Origin of the sequence: Salegentibacter sp. T436 (genome assembly GCF_001932675.1) — a bacterium.
Lineage (GTDB): Bacteria > Bacteroidota > Bacteroidia > Flavobacteriales > Flavobacteriaceae > Salegentibacter > Salegentibacter agarivorans.
Genome location: NZ_CP012872.1, coordinates 3,346,423 through 3,366,699 on the forward strand (window position 1 = coordinate 3,346,423; position 20,277 = coordinate 3,366,699).

Sequence of the window (20,277 nt, forward strand, 5' to 3'; positions counted from 1 at the left end):
AGCATGGAAACAACAGAAAATAAAAAAGAACTTCTACGCGGTGGGCAGTTCCTGGTAAAGGAAACCAAGGCAGAAGATGTATTTACTCCTGAAGATTTTACAGAGGAGCAAAAAATGATGCGCGATTCGGTTAAGGAGTTTGTAGACAGGGAAATCTGGCCGAAAAAAGAAGAATTTGAAAAGAAAAATTACGCGCTTACCGAAGAGGTAATGGGTAAAGCAGGAGAACTTGGCTTCTTAGGAGTTGCTGTACCCGAGAAATACGATGGCCTCGGAATGGGCTTTGTTTCAACAATGTTGGTTTGCGATTATATTTCAGGAGCAACCGGATCTATCGCAACCGCTTTTGGTGCACACACGGGAATTGGAACTTTGCCAATCTTACTTTACGGGAATGAAGATCAGCGTAAAAAATATATTCCGAAGTTAGCTACGGGAGAATGGTTTGGCGCATATTGTCTTACCGAGCCGGGAGCGGGAAGTGACGCCAATTCCGGGAAAACTAAAGCTGAACTTACTGAAGATGGAAAAAGCTATAAGATAAACGGGCAAAAAATGTGGATTTCCAATGCGGGATTTGCAAGTGTTTTTATCGTTTTTGCAAGAATTCAGGATGATAAAAATATCACCGGTTTCATTGTAGAATACGATAAAGAGAATCCTAACGGAATCACTTTTGGTGAGGAAGAGAAGAAACTGGGAATCCACGCATCCTCTACCCGTCAGGTATTCTTTAACGATACTGTGGTACCTGCTGAAAATATGCTTTCAGAAAGAGGAAACGGATTTAAAATTGCGATGAATGCTTTAAACGTTGGGCGAATTAAACTTGCCGCTGCTTCTTTAGAAGCACAGCGTAGAGTGACAGATGTTGCAGTGAAATATGCTAATGATAGAGTTCAGTTTAAAACCCCAATTGCAAAATTTGGTGCTATAAAATCTAAACTTGCCGAAATGGCTACTTCGGCCTGGGTTGGAGAAGCTGCAAGTTACCGCGCTGCTAAAAATATTGAAGACCGAATTAATCTTCGTTTAGAAGCTGGAGAATCGCATTCAGATGCTGAATTAAAGACTTTCGAGGAATATGCAATAGAATGTTCTATTCTAAAAGTTGCTTGTTCTGAAGATGTTCAGAATTGTAGTGATGAAGGCATACAGGTCTTAGGCGGTATGGGCTTTTCAGCAGATACTCCTATGGAATCTGCCTGGAGAGATGCCAGAATTGCCAGAATATACGAAGGAACCAACGAAATTAACCGAATGTTGGCTGTTGGAATGTTGATTAAAAAGGCAATGAAAGGCCACGTAGATCTTTTAGGACCTGCACAGGCTGTAGGTGAAGAACTTACAGGAATTCCCTCTATGGACAAGCCAGATTTCAACGAATTATTCGCTGAAGAAAAGGACATGATTAAGAAACTGAAAAAAGTGTTCTTAATGGTAGCCGGAAGCGCAGTTCAAAAATTTGGCCAGGACCTGGAGGAACACCAGCAACTGTTATTAGCCGCTTCAGATATATTAATTGAAGCTTATATGGCTGAATCTGCAATTTTAAGAGCCGAAAAGAATGTAAATCGTTTTGGTGAAGACTCGCAGAAAGAACAAATTGCTATGGCAAAATTGTATTTATACCACGCTGTAGACATCGTTAACCAAAAAGCCAAGGAAGGAATTGCTTCTTTTGCTGAAGGTGATGAGCAACGAATGATGCTTATGGGACTTAAACGTTTCACTAAATATGACAGAATGCCAAATGTGGTAGAATTAAGAAATACTATTGCTGAAAAACTAACTTCAGAAAATAAATATTGTTTCTAATAATTTCTATTAAAACTATTGTAAAAAGGCCGTCAAATTTAGACGGTCTTTTTTTATTCCTTAATTTTAAAATTATTCCAATAATTATTTATCAAATAATTTTCAAAAATTAGGTATGATAAACCGTACAAGATTGCTCATGCTAAGTTTGTTTTGTGTTTTGTTGACGCAGGCTTCAGTTTTTGCTTATCAGCAAGATTCCACTAGCACAAAAGATGAACTTCCTTCCCAGGATAAAATAGCAGATTCTACTGATTCTAATTATTTGCCTAATAGTTTAAAAGATTATAATGAAGCTTATTATTCCTTAACCAGGTTAAATAATCCGCTGGGGTTCCCTCCTAACAAGTTTAATTTACAAACTCCACAGGCCACCTTAGAGCATTTTATAATTAGTTGCAGAAATAAAAATTTTAAAGATGCTGCTTATGCTCTAAACCTTAATTTAATGCCTAATTCTATAACCGACAAGGAAGCGGTTGATATTGCCCAGAAGCTTTATTTTGTGATGGATCAAAGGGTTGCTATAGACTGGCACGGTTTACCCGACCGGCCCGATGGGCAGGTAGATATTAGAACCACCACCAACCAGGCGGTAGCGGGAACGCCCAGAAGAAGTGTGGTTTTTGGGGAAACAACCATAGAAGACCGTGATATAATTTTTAGGCTGCAAAGAGTAAAATATCAGGAGTATGGGGCTTTTTGGTTAATTTCAGCAAATACCGTAGAAAATACAGAAGAGCTTTACCAGGTTTACGGACCCACGTTTTTAGACCGGCATATGCCAACCTGGTCGCAGGCCCAAATAGGAACCGTGCCTCTATGGAAACCGGTTGTAACCATCTTGTTATTAATAGTTTCCTACCTTTTAGGAAGAGTGGTTATTCTATTAATTAGAAAAATTGCAAAATCATTTAATAGGCCAATCATTCTGGCTTTATCTAAGCGATTAGGGGTACCGGCGGCCCTTGCAACCGGCGTATTGTTTTTCTATATCACTCTTAACAATTTAATTTCCTATTCTGGTGCCTTTTCGAGTACGATTTACGCCATTTTACTCGCCGTTGTGATAGCTGCAATAACCTGGTTTTTTATGCGTATTCTGGATTTTGCAATGCGTTATGTTGCCGAAAATAAAATAGGAGATGTTACCTCTGAAAATAGTCATGAATCCCGGCAGCTTTTCACCTATTTATCTGTTGCCAGAAGAATTTTAACCTTTACCGTGGTAATTGTGGGTACAGCAATTATTCTTTCCCAATTTAGATCTTTAGAGAAACTGGGGATTTCTATGCTGGCTTCAGCAGGATTGGCCACCATCATTTTAGGTATAGCAGCACAAAGTACATTAGGAAATATTATTGCAGGAATTCAAATAGCGCTCACTAAACCGGCAAGAATTGGTGATACTGTGATTATAAATGACCGTTGGGGTTATGTTGAAGATATAAGGTTTACTTATATGATAGTGAGAACCTGGGATCTTAGAAGACTAATTGTTCCTTTGCAAACAGTAATTTCTGATACTTTTGAGAACCTTTCAATTACCAGCCCACATTCTATAAATGAAATTGAATTTTATGTAGATTATCGTGTAGATGTAGATAAATTAAGAACAAAATTTAAAGAATTAGTCGAAAACTCTGAAGATTGGGACGAAGAACATCCACCTATGCTACAGGTTACCGAAATGACAGAAAAATCACTAAAAGTTAGAGCTATTTGCAGTGCCAGTACCGCCACTATTGCCTGGGATCTTCATTGTAAATTAAGAGAAGAAATGGTAGCCTATATTAAAGAATTGGAAGAAGGCATATACTTTAGCAGGTCACGCGTTGAATTAAAAAAACCTCATTTTAACGCCGAAGATCCTAAAAAAGCCAATAAATAATTACTTATGAGCTTAGACCCTTTAACGTTTAGATATATTCTTGCGGGTGTAATTAGCCTGCTTGTTTGCTTCTTAATAGCGTTTTATATTCTGAAGAAAATAGGCAAAGATCCTCGAAATATTCTTCCTGTAAATTTTGCACAAAGGGTTTGGATCCCATTATTAATTTTCCTGGCTGCTTTAATTTTAAAAATTGCGCTGCTAAGCAAGATTTTTAGATTTGAATATACCTATGAACTTCTTCAGCCCATAAGCACGCTGGGGATAATTCTAAGTGCTACGTGGTTAATTATTCTGACGCTAAAAATTCTTAAAAACCGAATGCTGAAGCGTTATGACGTAAACACATCTGATAATTTAAAAGCCAGGAAAATTAATACTCAGTTTAATATCCTTGAAAATATTATCATTTTTATTATCGTTATTCTGGCCATAGGAATTGCTCTCATGAGTTTTGAAAGCATACGCTCGGTTGGGGTAAGTGTTTTAACTTCAGCAGGAATTGCAGGGATTATTATAGGTTTTTCTGCACAAAAAGCTATTGGAACGCTACTCGCGGGAATTCAAATTGCTTTTACTCAACCAATAAGGCTGCAGGATGCCGTAATTGTTGAAGGCGAATGGGGCTGGATTGAAGAAATTACGCTCACTTACGTGGTGATTAAAGTTTGGGACAAAAGGAGATTGGTAGTGCCTTCTACCTATTTTATTGAAACACCTTTTCAAAACTGGACTAAAAATTCGGCCGATTTATTAGGAACCGTGTTTTTGTATACAGATTACACAGTACCTATAGATAAGATTAGAGAAGAACTGGATAGGTTACTGGAAACGACCCCCCTTTGGGATAAACAAGCTAAAGTAGTACAGGTAACTGATGCTACCGATAGGTCTATGGAAATAAGGATCTTGGTAAGTGCCAAAGATTCTCCAACCGCTTTTGATTTACGCGTATATATTAGGGAGAAACTCATAGATTTTCTAAAAGAAAATTATCCCGAGAGCCTCCCTAAAAGTCGCGTGCAAATTAATAAAGAAGATGACAAACAAGTTCAAAATCCTAAAACTCGCTAAGCCAGGTTTCTTCAGAGGTTGTTCCTAAACTAAAATTGGCAGCGGTTTCTATTAACGCTAAATGCGAATAGGCTTGAGGGAAATTACCCAGCAACCTTTTGGTTTCAAAATCTATATCTTCACTAAACAATCCCAGGTGATTACTGTAAGATAATAACTGGTCAAACATTTGTTTTGCTTTTTTCCTCTCTCCTATCTTGAAAAGACTATCAATTAACCAGAAGGTACAAATGGTAAATGATGAAGTTGGTTCCCCAAAATCGTCTTTATTCTTATACCTGTACATTAACCCATCTTTACACAATTCCCTTTCTGTGGCGTGTACCGTACTCACAAAACGAGGATCTTTCGCTTCAATAAACCCATATTGCTCCATTAATAAAGTTGAAGCATCTAAATCTTTAGACCCATAATATTGGGTATATGCCTGTACTTCTTCATTCCAGCCGTTATTATAAATATCATTATAAATTTCGGCACGTAAAGACTTCCAATGTGTATCGTTAATACCCATTCTTAAAACTTCTCCAATCTTTATTGCCCGGTCTATCGCCACCCAACATAGTAGTTTTGAAAATACGAAGTGTCGGTCTTCGGTACGTAATTCCCAAATTCCTTTATCAGGCTTTTGCCAGTTTTCTTCAACAATACTTACTATTCCGCGTACCACGGTCCACAGTTCTTCAGAATTCTCTAAAGATGTTTCAAATTGATTGAACTGCTGATAGATTACCTCCATCAAAATTCCGTAGATATCATTTTGCTTCTGAATATAAGCAGCATTTCCGGTCCTTACGGGATGAGAATCTTTATAACCTGATAAGTGATCTAAAATATGTTCGGTAAGCTCCTTCTCCCCGTTAATTCCATACATAATCTGGATTTTCTCATCTTTATCTGGGATAATATCTATGATAAATTGAAGAAAATCTTTAGCCGATTTTATATGGCCAAGGCCTGCCATTACTTTAATTACCATAGAAGCATCACGAATCCAGCAGAAACGATAATCCCAGTTGCGTTCTTCGCCAATGGTTTCGGGCAAAGAAGTGGTGGCTGCGGCTAAAACTGCACCAGATTTTTTGTAACTAAGGCACTTTAAAACCAAAGCGCTGCGCATTATTTCATTTTCGTAATGCGTATAACGGGTAGTCTTCGCGCTCCAATTCATCCAATAGGTTTTGGTGCGCTGAAATTTTAAATAAGAGCGGTCTAAAGATTGGGTAATAAGTTTTTCGTGATAACCAAGTAAAAAATATGCGTTTCCTGTTAATTCAAGTTCTTTACCTTCCAGAACATCATTCAAATCAAAACTGGAATAAAGAAAAAGAGAATCGTATTTACCTTCTTTGGTAAAACTTTTAATATAATTTCCTTTAAATTCATTGTAGGTTTTTTCCCGGGCAAAATCTAAACGAGGATCATATTTCACTTTAAACTTAGGCTTTCCGCTAATTAATCTTATAAATCTTATTACATCTGGCGGGGCGTAAAAAGAACCATCTTCCCGGGGATAGCGCGGCATAAAGTCTATAACCTGAAAAGAATTTTCACCATCACTAAATACAGTATTTAGAATATTGGTTTCCCAAAGATATTCCTGGGTAATGTTATAAGAATCGTCTACTATAATTTCAAAACTTCCTCCTTTTTTCTCGTCCAGTAGTTTTGCAAAAACTGCAGACGAAGCAAAATTTGGCAAACAACACCATTCTAACGAACCTGTTTTTGATATTAGCGCAGCACTCTTGCAATTCCCTATAATTCCGTAATCTAAATTCTCCATATACTCTTAAAATTCTTTAAAAAGACTTGTCGTGTAAAATGATTTTCGGAAATTTAATAAAAATCAATTTCGCAACAACAGCATTCACATATAATTATGAGTAAGACAATAATAATTTCCAACCGATTACCATTACAAATTAACCTTGAAGAGAATGACCTGGAGGTCACGCCAAGTGTAGGTGGCCTTGCAACAGGCTTAAAATCATTCCATAAGGATGGTGATAGTATTTGGATTGGTTGGAGCGGACTTACCGAAGAGGAAATTCCGGAAAATCTTTTGGAAGATGTTAAGGAAAAAGCCCGAAAAGAAGATTGTATTGCTGTAAATCTTAGTGAAGAAGAAATTGATGGATTTTATTATGGGTTTAGTAATCGTACCATTTGGCCACTTTTCCATTATTTTATGGAATATACCGAAGCCGATAAAGATCACTGGGAAATTTATAAAAGCGTAAATAAAAAATATGCCGAAGAAGTTCTGAAACATTATGAAGATGGCGATCACATTTGGGTGCACGATTATCAATTACTTTTAGTGCCAAATATGATTAGGGAACAACAGCCTGAAGCCATTATTGGTTTCTTTAATCATATTCCTTTTCCTTCTTATGAGGTTTTTAGAACCCTGCCCTGGCGTGATGAAGTTTTAAAAGGAGTACTGGGTGCAGATTTAATTGGTTTTCATACCTACGATTATGAAAGGCATTTTTTAAGTTCTGTAAGTCGAATTTTACGTCACCAGGTAAGTTTTAATGAAATCACCCTGCCCGAGAGAATTGTAAAAGTAGACTCTTTCCCAATGGGGATAGATTACAACAAATTTGAAGATGCCGCTTTAAATCATTTTAAAAATACCGAAGAGCAACGCACCGAGTTACAGCGTAGGTTAGACCACCATACCAATGAAACCCCTGAAGCTAAACTTATTCTAAGTATAGACCGCCTGGATTATACAAAAGGTATCGCCAATAGAATTAGGGCTTTTGAATATTTTCTTGATAATCATCCGGAATTCATTGAAAAAGTAAGGTTGGTGATGCTTGCAGTACCTTCAAGATCTAACGTGCCGCAATATCAACGTTTAAAAAGGGAAATAGATGAATTGGTAGGTAGAATAAACGGTAAGTTCTCTACGGTAAGCTGGACGCCTATCTGGTACTTTTACCGCTCTATGCCCTTTGAAAATTTAATTGACCTCTATACGAGCTGTGATATTGCGCTATTAACACCAATAAGAGATGGAATGAACCTGGTGGCAAAAGAATTTGTGGCCACACGGATAAATCAAACCGGGGTGCTAATATTAAGTGAAATGGCCGGTGCGGCACACGAAATGAATGAAGCCTTAATTATCAATCCGAATAATTTTGAGCAAATTTCACAAACTTTGATCCAGGCTATAGAAATGCCGGTAGAAGAGCAACAACAACGTAATAAAACGCTTCAGAAGCGACTAAAACGCTATAGCGTAGAAAAATGGGCAAGTGATTTTATGAAAGCCTTAGATAATACAAGTCAGGATCGGGACGCATTTAAAGCCACCAGGATTTCCTCTAAAGTTTCTGGTGAGATTCTGGAGAAATTTAAAAATGCGAAGAATAGAATTCTATTTCTCGATTATGACGGAACACTGGTGAATTTCACTGATAAACCCGAAAAAGCAAAACCAGACCAGGAATTAATAGATTTAGTTCACAAATTAAATCAATCAGCAAATACGGATGTAGTTCTTATTAGCGGTAGGGATAAAGACACTCTTGGCTCCTGGTGGCAGGAAATTCCTGTAGAACTTATTTCTGAACACGGGGTTTGGATGCGTCAAAAAAACAGCGAATGGGAACTTTCAGAAAATGTAAATAACGATTGGATGAGCGCGGTGAGACCGGTAATTGAAACTTTTGTAGATAGAACGCCCGGTACATTTATAGAAGATAAAAACTATTCGCTGGCCTGGCATTACAGAAAAGCCGATCCCGAACTTGGTGAAATTAGGGCCAATGAGCTTTCAAATGTTTTAAAAGAGTTGATCTCTAACCGCGGGCTTAGCGTTCTTGAAGGAAATAAAGTACTGGAAATAAAAAGTAGCGGAGTAAATAAAGGAAAAGCTTCCAATAAAAAACTGGTAGGCAAAGATTACGATTTCATCTTTGCCATTGGAGACGACTGGACAGATGAATATATGTTTGAGGAACTTCCAGAAAATTCTTTTACGGTTAAAGTTGGAATGAAAAAAACCAATGCACGTTATTATGTTGAAGACACTTTAAAGGTAAGGGATATACTTAAAAAGTTTGCTGAAAATTCATAAGCCTTTAAACTGTTAAATTCCTTGACATTTTCTAAGAAAGTTTATGCATAACTTAACTTCAAAAATATGGTATCGGCGTGATTATGATCTAATTTTACATTAAACAAAAATACGAACCAAAACTTAAAAACTTAGATCGATGAAATCAGGAAAAATGTTATTAGGATTAATATCAGGAGCAGCTGCAGGAGCGGCCTTAGGACTATTATTTGCCCCTAAAAAAGGTGCAGATACCAGAAAGGCGATTTCAGATTCAAGCAACGAAGCTATACAAGGAACTAAAGGAAAATTCAATGAATTTTCTGACTCTTTAAGCCACAAAGTTGATGCTTTAAAAAACAAAACCAAAGCCAGCCTTTCTAACTCGAAAGCTGACCAAAAAGCACACGAAGCAAAAGCTGAAATTCATAATATGAAAGCAAGCTAAATTGTAGTTAATTAGAATGTGATTTAAAATCCCGGCATTATTTGTCGGGATTTTTTTGTTTCATAATACTTCTAAAGCGTATTTATTTGTGAAATCATCCAAACATTAGGTATTTTAGAAGCTTAAAAAAATAATTTTATGATAAGAAATATACCCAGTCTTGCCCTACTCCTATTTTCAGGACTCATTTTTCAACAAACAAATGCGCAAACCGATGAGCGTATTTACGAAATAATGGATAGCGTTTCTGCAGATAGGATTGAAGCCGATATTAGGAAACTTGCCGGTTTTGGAACAAGGAATACATTTAGTGATACAATTTCTGACACCCGTGGAATAGGTGCCGCACGTAGATGGATAAAATCTGAATTCGATAATATATCTAATAATTGCGATAATTGTCTTGATGTTTTTTACCAAAAAGACTTTGTTACTACAGAAGATGGCGAACGCATTCCGCACGATGCCTGGGTGGTAAATGTGGTTGCGGTTCAAAAAGGAACCAAATATCCAAACCGCTATATTATTATGAGTGGTGATATAGATTCTCGCGCCAGCAATACTATGGATTTTGAAACCGATGCACCCGGAGCCAACGATAATGCCAGCGGTATGGCCGGAGCCATAGAAGCCGCCAGGGTTTTATCGCAATATGAGTTTGAAAGCAGCGTGGTTTATGTTGGCCTTTCTGGTGAAGAACAGGGCTTGTTTGGCGGCAAAGGCCTTGCAGAGTATGCTAAAGAAAATGACTGGGAAATTATTGGCGTTTTAAATAACGATATGATTGGGAATATTGAAGGTGTAGATGGCGTAATTGATAATCGCACTTTTAGAATATTTTCTGAACCCGTTCCTCCAAATGAATCTGAAAGAGAAAGAACAATGCGTAGGTTTTACGGTGGCGAGGTAGACGGTATTTCCCGTCAATTGGCTCGCTATGTTCATACAACTACTGAAACTTATATGCCTGAAATGAACCCGATGATGATCTACCGTTTAGACCGTTTTGGTCGTGGTGGTCACCACAGGCCATTCAACGATCTTGGCTTCGCCGGAATTAGGATTATGGAAGCCCACGAAAATTACAACCGCCAACACCAGGATATTAGAACCGAAAACGGTATTGAATATGGCGATGTTATAGAAGGGGTAAATTTCAATTATGCCAAAAAACTTACCGCAGTAAATGCTATAAATATGGCAAGTCTCGCTTGGGCACCTCCTGCTCCAAAAAATGTTGAAATAGGTGGAATTGTAGAACCTTCAGCAAAATTAAGATGGGATAAAGTTGAGGGCGATATTGCCGGGTATAAGATTTACTGGAGAGAAACCACCGAGGCACAATGGCAATACTCCCGATTTGTAGGTGATGTAAGTGAATTCACCCTTGACGGAATTGTTATAGATAATTTCTTTTTTGGTGTTGCAGCGGTTGGAAAAGACGGTCACGAAAGTGTGGTAGTTTTTCCTTCAGGGGTTTTCAGATAGGAAATTGAAAGAATATTCAATTAAAACTTTATAGTTATGAAACATTTAAACCACGTATTTCTGCTGTTTTTCTTTGCATTTTCGCTTTTTTCCTGCGGAAATAAAAATGATAAAAAAGAGTCTAATAAAGAGGAAGCTCAAGTTGAGGCCGATACTACAATTGCTCAAAAAACTGAAGCCGAAGAACTTTCTGAGTCTCCAAGGCATCACGAATGGGTTACTTTATCTCACGGTGATAGGGAGTTTCAGGCTTTTGTAGCCTATCCGGAAACAAATGGAGCTACAAAATCTGTAATTGTAATTCACGAAAACCGTGGTTTAAATGACTGGGCAAGGTTGTTTGCCGATAAACTTGCTGAAGCCGGCTATTTGGTAATCGCTCCAGATTTAATTTCAAATACTCAAGGTAAACGTCGAACCACAGATTTTGAAAATCCTGATGCTGCAAGAGATGCCATTTATGCCTTAGACCCAGAACAGGTAACTGCAGATCTTGATGCTGCCTTCAACTATATTAAGGAGGATTCGGCATCAACCGGAGAAGTTGCTGTAGTTGGTTTTTGCTGGGGTGGTTCACAAACCTTTAAGTATGCTACAAATAACCAGGAAATCCCTTCAGCGCACGTTTTCTACGGAACCGGGCCTGAAGATGCTTCAGTAATTGCAAATATTTCAGCCCCGGTTTATGGCTATTACGGCGGTGATGATAATAGGGTAAATTCTACCATTGAGGCCAGTGAAAGAAGGATGGAAGAAGCCGGCAAGACTTATAAATATGAAATCTATGAAGGCGCCGGCCACGCTTTTATGCGCAGTGGCCACCAACCAGATGCCGAAAACCCAAATAAAGAAGCACACGATAAAGCCTGGAAGCGACTTAAAGATCTTTTAAAATAAACTTTTATACATATTTATTTTTATAAAGGCATTCCGTAGGGATGCCTTTTTTTTGGCTTATAACCTAATTAACAATAGTTTGGGCTAACCTTAATAATAGTTAGTAACAATATTTTTTAACTTTAGTAATCTAACCAAACAAAAACTAAGATTATGGCAGAAATTAAAGTTGAAAAGAAAAAGCCGGTTTGGCCCTGGGTTCTTTTAATCGCTATCATCATACTGGGAATATTATTTTATGTTTTCGCTTATGATGACACTACTGATGATGTAGACGCCATTGATGATACCAATGATATTGAAGAATTGAATGATACTTCAGGCATTTATTTTAATGAAAATAGCAAGATCAGTTTTCTTTATTCAAAAAAATTGATTGCATAACTAAAAAATTGTGAATTATGAGCAAGGATATAAGGAATAAGAATTTATACTATTTAAGTGAATTAAAAGACTATAAAATAGCAGGCGGTTATCCTGATATTCGAGGCTGGGTTGTTAGAGATGCTGATAAACGTGTAGTTGGTAAAGTCGATAATTTATTGATTAATAAAAATCTTGATCGCGTAGTTTACGTAGATGTGGAAGTAGACCAGACCATTATAGATTCCCGGCACGATCCTTATGGTAAACCCGCAGATCCTGAAATCAAGGAGTTTGTAAACAAGGACGGCCAGAATCACGTAATTGTACCCATAGGCCTGGTAGAGCTCGAAGAAGATGAAAAATACATCTATACTTCAAGAATCACCCACCAAACCTTTGCTGAAACAAAACGCATTGAACGCGGTGCTAATCCAGATAGGCATTATGAAGAAAACGTGTTAAGCTCTTATAATCGTCCGTCTGCTGCTGAAAGAGAAGACGAGCATCTCCAACGCCGAAAAGAAGAGGAATATTCCGATAAGCCAATTTCTGAACAAAGGGAAGGGAAAATTATTGATGATGAAAATGATCGTAGAGACCGCTATAGCCAAGATCGCTACGCTGATGATGAATTTTATGAGCGAGAAGAATTTGACGGCGCCAATTTTAGAAAAAGAAATTAGAAAGTTTAAAACAAACGAGGCTGTTAAGTTTTTCAACAGCCTCGTTGTATTAATCTATTAAAGAAAGTTGAACCCTCTTTTTTTCTTCATCTACTGAAAGTACGGTGACTTCCAGTTCCTGGTTGAGTTTAACCACCGAATTTACATCACTTATAAATTCATTGGCAAGTTTTGAAATATGGATGAGCCCGCTTTCTTTGATTCCAATATCTACAAAGCAGCCAAAATTGGTTATATTATTTACTATTCCCGGAAGTTTCATACCCGGCTTTAAATCGGTAATACTTTTTACTGAAGGATCAAAACTAAAGGCTTTTTTCTTTGCCCTGGGATCGGCTCCAGGTTTTTTTAATTCTCCCAGAATATCTTTTAAACTCAGTAATCCAATATTATCAGAAATATAATCTTCCGGTCTTATCCTTTCAAGAACTTCAGTATTTCCTATTAGTTCTTCCGGCTTCAAGGCATTATTTTTCGCCATTTTTTTTACCACAAAGTAACTTTCTGGATGCACAGCCGAATTATCTAATGGATTCTTAGCATTTTTAATTCGTAAAAATCCCGCAGATTGTTCAAAGGCTTTTTCTCCCAGGCGAGGTACTTTTAGCAATTCTTTTCTGCTTGTAAAACGTTTATTTTCTTTTCTGTAATCCAGAATATTTTGTGCCAATCCCGGGCCAATTCCAGACACATAAGACAATAATTCTTTACTTGCAGTATTTAAGTTTACGCCTATTTTATTTACACAACGCATCACCACAACATCAAGTTTTTCTTTTAATTTGGTTTGATCTACCTCATGCTGGTACTGCCCTACTCCTATTGATTTTGGGTCTATTTTCACCAATTCGGCCAACGGGTCACTTAATCTTCTACCTATAGAAACTGCTCCACGCACCGTGACATCATAATTAGGAAATTCTTCCCTGGCAATTTTTGAGGCAGAATAAACCGAAGCTCCTGCTTCATTAACCATAAAAACCGAAACTTCTTTTGGTAAATAAATGTTTTTAATAAATTGCTCGGTTTCCCTGGCTGCGGTGCCATTACCTATAGCTATAGCTTCAATTTTATAAGCATTCACCAAACTTTTAATCTTCCCTGATGCCGCATCTGTTTTCTTCTGTGGCGGGTGAGGAAATATTGTTTCATTATGTAATAAATTTCCCTGTTCATCTAAGCAAACCAATTTACAGCCCGATTTAAAACCCGGGTCTAATGCAAGAATTCGCTTACTTCCAAGGGGAGCTTCCATTAGAAGTTGCTCAAGATTAGATGCAAATACAGCTATGGCATCGTCATCGGCTTTTTCTTTAGCATCATTTAGAAATTCAGTAGCAAAAGATTTTTTTAGTAATCGGGTAAAAGCATCTTCGACAGCATCTTTTAAATATTTCACCCCTGAAAACCCGGGATTTTTGATTATTGTTTTTTCAATTATTTTTAAAGCCTCAGATTTATCTACTTCAATTTTCAGCTTGATTATTCCTAACTTTTCGGCACGGTAAATAGCTAAAAATCTATGCGAAGGAATTCTATTAAGCGGTTCTTCCCATTTTTCAAACTGGGAAAATTTGGTGGCTTCTGGATGTTCATCTTCTGTCTTTATCCATTTTGTAATTACTTGCGCCTTTCTTGCATATAATCTTCTGAGTGTATTTCTTATATAGGTATTTTCATTAATCCATTCAGCAATAATATTCCCGGCACCGCTAAAAGCTTCTTCTTTAGTTTTTACTTTCTCCGAAAGAAATTGTTTTACCGTGAAATCAATTTTTGGAGAATTTTGTGCCATTAAAATTTTGGCCAGAGGTTCAAGTCCGGCTTCGCGAGCCGTATCTGCTTTTGTTTTTCTTTTCTTCTTAAAAGGCAAGTAAAGATCTTCAACTTCGGTTAAAGTTGTGGCCTTATCAATTTTTCCAGCTAAGGTTTCGCTTAATTCATTTTGGGCTTTTATAGCTTTAAGAACTGCTAATTTTCTTTTTTCGAGTTCATTAAAAGAATTAAGTAGTAACGCAATTTTTTCTACGGCAACTTCATCTAAATTCCCGGTGGCTTCTTTTCTATACCGGGAAATAAACGGAATGCTGGCATCGGCTTCCAAAAGTGCAATAGTATGTTGAATACTCCTGATGGGCAGCTGCGCCCTGGATTGTATATAGTCCTGTACGTTCAAAAGAGAGAATTTCAGATTAAAACTTCGGATTTCATTATAATTCCGAAAAAGTTAATTTCAGCAAATATAAGGTTCCAATAATTCAAATTATCCCTACTTCGCGAGAATGTTTTATGGCTTTATTACTATGTTTAAAATAACAGATACTTACCCCAAGGCTTTCTATATTTTTGAGAATTTTAGTGATCTCCGGTTTCTTTTTTCTTCCTGTTTGCCGTAAATAAACCGCTTTTAAACTCATTGGGAAGGTTTTACAAATGCGCTCGTAAATGTAGGCATCTCTTTGTGAGTCGTCTCCTAAAAGTACATAAGGAATGTGGGGATAAAAGGAAATAATATCTTTTATTTTTTCAAATTTATGATCGTGGCTTCCACGACCGGAGGAGAGAAAATCTGAAATTCCTGTTTTAATCTTTTTAAGTTTAATAACCGCTTTTGGTAACTGGTGCATTTTGGCAAATTCATTAACAAATTCATATAAATTCCACTCACTGCTGGAAACATAAAAGAAGGAATTGGAAGCCTCATCTGAATTCTGCCCTGCCCGGCTTAATTCTTTATAATGATCTACAACATCATCAAAAATCTTACGCTTATTGATGTTTTTTGATAGCATTACATATAACTTCTTAAAAAAACTATTGCTATGCGAAATAAGAAAAGTGTCATCTATATCTGAAATTATACCGTATTTAGATGGGTGCGGTTTTAATAATTCCCCCTTTTCTATCATTCCAAAATCCTTGATATTACAACTCACCTCGTATTCATGCCAGCCGCTTTTTAATTCCTCTGAAAAAGGAATTGTAAATCTAAAATAGCCATCGTCCAAGGTTTTAGTGGTGACTGTAGTATTGCGAAATTTCAAGGTGATTTCCTTGTTTTTTAAAGGACTAATGCGAAACATATGAATAATAGCTACCGCATGTTTTATTCCTTTTCTATCCAGCCTGTACTTATCTGGCGCCCAGGATTTAAATAAATGGCCGTACACAACCAGCTCCTGATTATTAACATAACCACGATAAAGTTTTAGATCTAACTTCAAAATTTTAGATTTTTATTGAATTTTTCTTACTCCAAAATAATTAAATTTAAGCATATTTTAGAAGCTATATGAAAGAAATACAGAAGGTACTACTTGTTGTGAACCCAATTTCAGGAGGTCTTAATAAGGACCATATAATACAAACTCTTGAATATGAGCTTTTAAAAATTAATGCTGGACTCGTAACCTATAAAACAACCGGTAAAAATGATCGCGAGAAAATTCAGAAATTGGTTACCGAAAATAATTTTGACCGGGTTTTTGTAGCGGGTGGCGACGGGACTATAAAACAAGTAGCAGAGGCTTTAATTAATTTTTTAATTCCTATAGCAATCTTCCCTGCAGGTTCAGCCAACGGGCTTGCTGTTAACCTGGGCATTCCCAACATCCTGGAAGAACAATTGAAAATAGCGCTGGGTAATGAGCATAAAGAAATGGATATGCTGGAGATTAATGGAGAACTCTGCCTGCACATTAGTGATCTGGGATTAAATGCTGAATTAATTAAAAATTACGAACATTCCAGAATAAGAGGAAAAATGGGCTATTTACTACAATCTATACCTACGCTTTGGGAAAGTAAATATCCTTTTGAATTTGAAATTGAATTAAAAAATAAAACTATTACCAAAAAAGGTATTCTCCTGGCATTTGCCAATGCAAAAAAATACGGCACCGGTGCGAATGTAAATCCCAAAGGAAAAATAGATGATGGTGTTTTTGAAATCCTTTTATTCAAAAATTTCGACATCCTGGAGATTCTAAAAACATTACGTAATGAAACTGATGTAAACTCTGAATTTGTGGAGATAATACCGGTTAAAAGTGCTAGAGTTTTTTGTAGAAAACCGGTCGCTTTTCAGGTTGATGGGGAATATATTGGAGAAAAGGAAGAAATTTCTGTCAAAATTTCGGCCAAAAAACTATCAATAATGACCTATTAAAGGGAATAAAATGAAATTTTATCAACAAAAATTATAAAATTACAATTTCATCACGTGTAATTATTACATTTAATTTTTACAATTCTGTAAGACAGCTGTTTACCTCGTATTACGATATTTTCAATAAAATTTTAGCTTCAATTTTAGTCTAAAAAACCCCTTCAATATTCACATCTTTGAAAACACGAAAACGTTTGCGTGTATAGACTACTTAATATTTAGCATAATTTTTTACTAATTTAGGTCATCAACTTAATGGTTTAATTAATCAACTGTAAAATTAAATTTATGAAACAAGGATTACTCAAAATCGGTTTGTTTCTGTTTGCAATCTGCAGCTTCGGGTTTGTCCAGGCGCAGGAAACAATAACAGGAACGGTAACCGATGGGGAAATGCCCTTACCGGGAGTGAACGTTGTGGTTAAAGGTACCTCTAATGGTACGGTAACCGACTTTGACGGAAATTATTCGTTAAACGATGTTCCAGGTGATGGTGTTCTGGTATTTAGCTTTGTAGGCTATGCCCAACAAGAGATTTCGGTAAACGGAAGAACTTCTATTAATGCGACAATGGCAGAAGATGCCAGTGCCCTTAGCGAAGTAGTGGTTATTGGTTATGGTAATGTAGAAAGAAGAGATGCCACCGGCGCCGTTTCTACAGTTTCAACTGAAGATTTCAACCGAGGTGTAGTAGCTTCCCCGGAAGAACTTATTCAAGGGCGGACGGCCGGGTTACAGGTTACTACTACAAGTGGTGAACCCGGTGGAGGAGTTAACATTCGGATTCGGGGAACTACTTCTGTAAGAGGTGGAAACGACCCTCTTTTCGTTGTAGACGGTGTACCATTGGCTGGTGACGATGTTTCAGCAGGTGGAACAAATGCAGGATTTGGGGACAGTTCCCCTAAAAATCCTTTGAATTTTCTTAATCCACAGGATATAGAAAGCATGAGTGTTTTAAAGGATGCTTCTGCAACTGCTATATACGGTTCTAGAGGTGCTAATGGAGTTGTAATCATCACTACCAAATCAGGTCGTGGTATGCAAGCTAGATTTGATTACAGTGCTAATCTTGGAGTTGCTACTCCGGCAAATAAATATGATTTGCTCGATCGTGAAGAATGGTTAGATGCCTACTCTGATACCAGCCTTGATGCAGATGCGTTGGATTACGGGGGTGATACGGACTGGCAGGATGAGATTATGAGGACTGCATTTACCCAGGAACATAATCTTTCTTATTCCAACTCCTACAATCAGGGAAACTATAGGGCATCTATTGGCTATTCAGACCTTATGGGTATCGTAGAAAACTCATCTATGGAGCGTCTTTCGGGAAGATTGAATGTAAATCATAGGCTATTTGATGATAAACTTAAATTAGGTTTACAGACATCCATTTCAAGAGTAAATGATCAAAGAGCACCTATTTCAAATAACGCAGGTTCCGAAGGAGATCTTATCGGAGCTACGTATATGATGACCCCTACTTCCCCATCTGACCCAGACTTTTACGAAGGACAGATAAATCCCAATGCTATGTTAAAATATGTTTCGGACGAAACAGAAACAGACCGCTTCCTGATCAATTTTTCTACAGAGTACTCTGTATTGGAAAATTTATCCGCTAAGCTGAATCTTGGATATGACAAAGCTGAGTCTTATAGAGGTTTTGGAATTTCTGGAGATATTGTAGGCGTTGGAAGTGCTGTGCCGGGTAATGGTAGATCCCAAATCAACGAAATTGAAAGTACAAATACTCTATTGGAATTTACTCTTAATTATGAATTGGAATTTGAAAATTCAAAACTTGACGTACTAGCGGGCTATTCCTATCAAGAATTTGACCGTCAGGGAATTAATGCACAGGGTTGGGGATTTGAGAGCACCAACATGGGAGCAATGGTTGCTGATCTTCAGCGTTCAAGAGATATTTTGGAAGGTAGTATTAATGGATCCTACCAACAATACGGATTTGATTCAAATGGCTTCTTCGTAAACAGGTTATTTCCTGAAATTGCAACAGATCGTCCTAATACACCATCCGGAATCAATGTTGGAGCGGTGGCAGGAGATACTTTTCACACCATTGATGAATTGCAATCTTTTTTTGGAAGGCTGAATTATACGATAGCAGAAAAATATTTATTCACTGCCACCCTTAGAGCGGATGGTTCTACCAGGTTTGGAGGAAATAATCAATATGGATACTTTCCCTCTGGAGCATTTGCCTGGCAATTAGGAGATGAAGATTTCGTGCCTGAGACCTTTTCCACCTTAAAACTTAGATTAGGCTATGGCGTAACTGGTAATCAAGAAATACCTTACAACCTATATACTCCACGTGATAGGTTTGGCGGAATAGGCATAAGCGATGGGGGCACTGTAAATGTTCCTGGAACAGGACAGGTAACCTTCCGAAACGCAGATCTTAAATGGGAAGAAACAAGCCAGACCAATATTGGTCTAGATTTCGGGTTTCTGCAAGATCGTTTGAGCGGTTCATTAGATTTCTACCGTAAAAACACAACCGATCTCTTATTCCAAACTTTCTCTGCTCAACCTGCGGCTCAAGATTTCGTATGGGAAAATCTTGATGCAAATGTGATAAATAAGGGGGTTGAATTTAGCATCGATTATGATTTATTTCAAGAGGAGGATTTTTATTGGAATCTGGGTTTTAATATTTCCTATAATGAAAACATGGTTGAAGATTTTGATGGAGCCATTCAAACCGGTGGAATTAATGGTCAGGGACTAACCAATGCCTATGCTCAACTTCTAGCAGAAGGCCAACCCCTCTTCTCCTATTATCTTAGAGAATTTGGCGGCTTTGATGAGAGTGGGCAAACCATCTATCCTAATGGAGACGTCCAAGAATTTGTAGGTAAAAGTGCTTTACCTACAACTAATTTAGGCATATCGACTAGAGTAGAATATAAAAACTGGGACCTATCAGCCTTCCTTACCGGTCAATTCGACTTCTGGGTTTATAATAATACAGAAAATGCCTTCTTTACTGCAGGTTCTCTGGGCTCGGGGGCGAATGTTACTAGGAATGTCATCGGAAATGGAGAATCAGTGGGCAACGCTCCTGATGTATCCACCCGTTTCTTAGAAAAAGGAGATTTCTTAAGGTTACAAAACGCTACTCTAGGGTATAACTTTGAAGTAGGTGAAAATAGTTTCTTAAATGCTTTAAGGGTAAGCCTAACCGGTCAAAATCTTTTCCTTATTACAAATTATTCCGGTTTAGACCCTGAAGTAAATACCGATAAATCCTTAAATGGGATTCCTACCGCGGGAATTGAATACACTTCATACCCTCGTGCGAGAACGGTAACTTTAGGAGTGAACTTATCATTTTAA

Annotated in this window: 14 protein-coding genes; 11 read left to right on the forward strand and 3 right to left on the reverse strand. The window is 37.3% G+C overall.

Annotated elements, in window-relative coordinates:
• The first annotated feature begins 3 nt into the window (after positions 1–3).
• From AO058_RS14860 to AO058_RS14870, 3 genes are all read left to right on the forward strand, one after another.
• On the forward strand, positions 4–1,818 hold the full coding sequence (locus AO058_RS14860) for an acyl-CoA dehydrogenase family protein (RefSeq protein WP_075327257.1): 1,815 nt from the start codon (positions 4–6) through the stop codon (positions 1,816–1,818).
• 115 nt (positions 1,819–1,933) lie between these two features.
• Positions 1,934–3,709 (forward strand): mechanosensitive ion channel family protein, encoded by a 1,776-nt coding sequence (locus AO058_RS14865; protein WP_083634193.1) that lies wholly within the window; start codon positions 1,934–1,936, stop codon positions 3,707–3,709.
• Between the two features lie 6 nt (positions 3,710–3,715).
• Complete coding sequence (locus tag AO058_RS14870) at positions 3,716–4,783, forward strand: mechanosensitive ion channel family protein (RefSeq protein ID WP_075327259.1); 1,068 nt, start codon at positions 3,716–3,718, stop codon at positions 4,781–4,783.
• On the opposite strand, the gene AO058_RS14875 is transcribed toward AO058_RS14870, so the two are convergent.
• Positions 4,770–6,569, reverse strand: a complete 1,800-nt coding sequence (locus AO058_RS14875) for a glycoside hydrolase family 15 protein (protein ID WP_075327260.1) — start codon at positions 6,567–6,569, stop codon at positions 4,770–4,772. The genes AO058_RS14870 and AO058_RS14875 overlap by 14 nt on opposite strands.
• A gap of 96 nt (positions 6,570–6,665) precedes the next feature.
• On the opposite strand from AO058_RS14875, the gene AO058_RS14880 reads away from it, so the two are divergent.
• From AO058_RS14880 to AO058_RS14905, 6 genes are all read left to right on the forward strand, one after another.
• Positions 6,666–8,879 carry a bifunctional alpha,alpha-trehalose-phosphate synthase (UDP-forming)/trehalose-phosphatase gene (locus tag AO058_RS14880; protein ID WP_075327261.1) on the forward strand — a complete coding sequence of 738 codons (2,214 nt, stop codon included), beginning with the start codon at positions 6,666–6,668 and terminating at the stop codon, positions 8,877–8,879.
• A 139-nt stretch (positions 8,880–9,018) separates the two neighbouring features.
• Positions 9,019–9,306, forward strand: a complete 288-nt coding sequence (locus AO058_RS14885; protein ID WP_075327262.1) for a YtxH domain-containing protein — start codon at positions 9,019–9,021, stop codon at positions 9,304–9,306.
• A 138-nt stretch (positions 9,307–9,444) separates the two neighbouring features.
• Entirely contained in the window at positions 9,445–10,794 is a 1,350-nt protein-coding gene (locus AO058_RS14890; protein ID WP_075327263.1) for a M28 family metallopeptidase, read from the forward strand.
• A 36-nt stretch (positions 10,795–10,830) separates the two neighbouring features.
• The gene (locus AO058_RS14895; RefSeq protein WP_083634194.1) at positions 10,831–11,691 is read left to right on the forward strand and encodes a dienelactone hydrolase family protein; all 861 of its coding nucleotides are present in this window, start codon (positions 10,831–10,833) and stop codon (positions 11,689–11,691) included.
• Positions 11,692–11,844: 153 nt separating this feature from the next.
• On the forward strand, positions 11,845–12,075 hold the full coding sequence (locus tag AO058_RS14900) for a hypothetical protein (RefSeq protein WP_075327264.1): 231 nt from the start codon (positions 11,845–11,847) through the stop codon (positions 12,073–12,075).
• Positions 12,076–12,092: 17 nt separating this feature from the next.
• On the forward strand, positions 12,093–12,740 hold the full coding sequence (locus AO058_RS14905) for a hypothetical protein (protein WP_075327265.1): 648 nt from the start codon (positions 12,093–12,095) through the stop codon (positions 12,738–12,740).
• A 49-nt stretch (positions 12,741–12,789) separates the two neighbouring features.
• Here AO058_RS14905 and AO058_RS14910 read toward each other — a convergent pair whose 3' ends face one another.
• A complete protein-coding gene (locus AO058_RS14910) occupies positions 12,790–14,916 on the reverse strand; it encodes a Tex family protein (protein ID WP_075327266.1) in 2,127 nt (708 codons plus the stop codon).
• Between the two features lie 82 nt (positions 14,917–14,998).
• Entirely contained in the window at positions 14,999–15,964 is a 966-nt protein-coding gene (locus AO058_RS14915) for an App1 family protein (protein WP_075327267.1), read from the reverse strand.
• Positions 15,965–16,032: 68 nt separating this feature from the next.
• Between AO058_RS14915 and AO058_RS14920 the strand changes: the two genes are divergently transcribed.
• On the forward strand, positions 16,033–16,908 hold the full coding sequence (locus tag AO058_RS14920; RefSeq protein WP_075327268.1) for a diacylglycerol/lipid kinase family protein: 876 nt from the start codon (positions 16,033–16,035) through the stop codon (positions 16,906–16,908).
• Positions 16,909–17,196: 288 nt separating this feature from the next.
• Complete coding sequence (locus AO058_RS14925; RefSeq protein WP_075327269.1) at positions 17,197–20,277, forward strand: SusC/RagA family TonB-linked outer membrane protein; 3,081 nt, start codon at positions 17,197–17,199, stop codon at positions 20,275–20,277.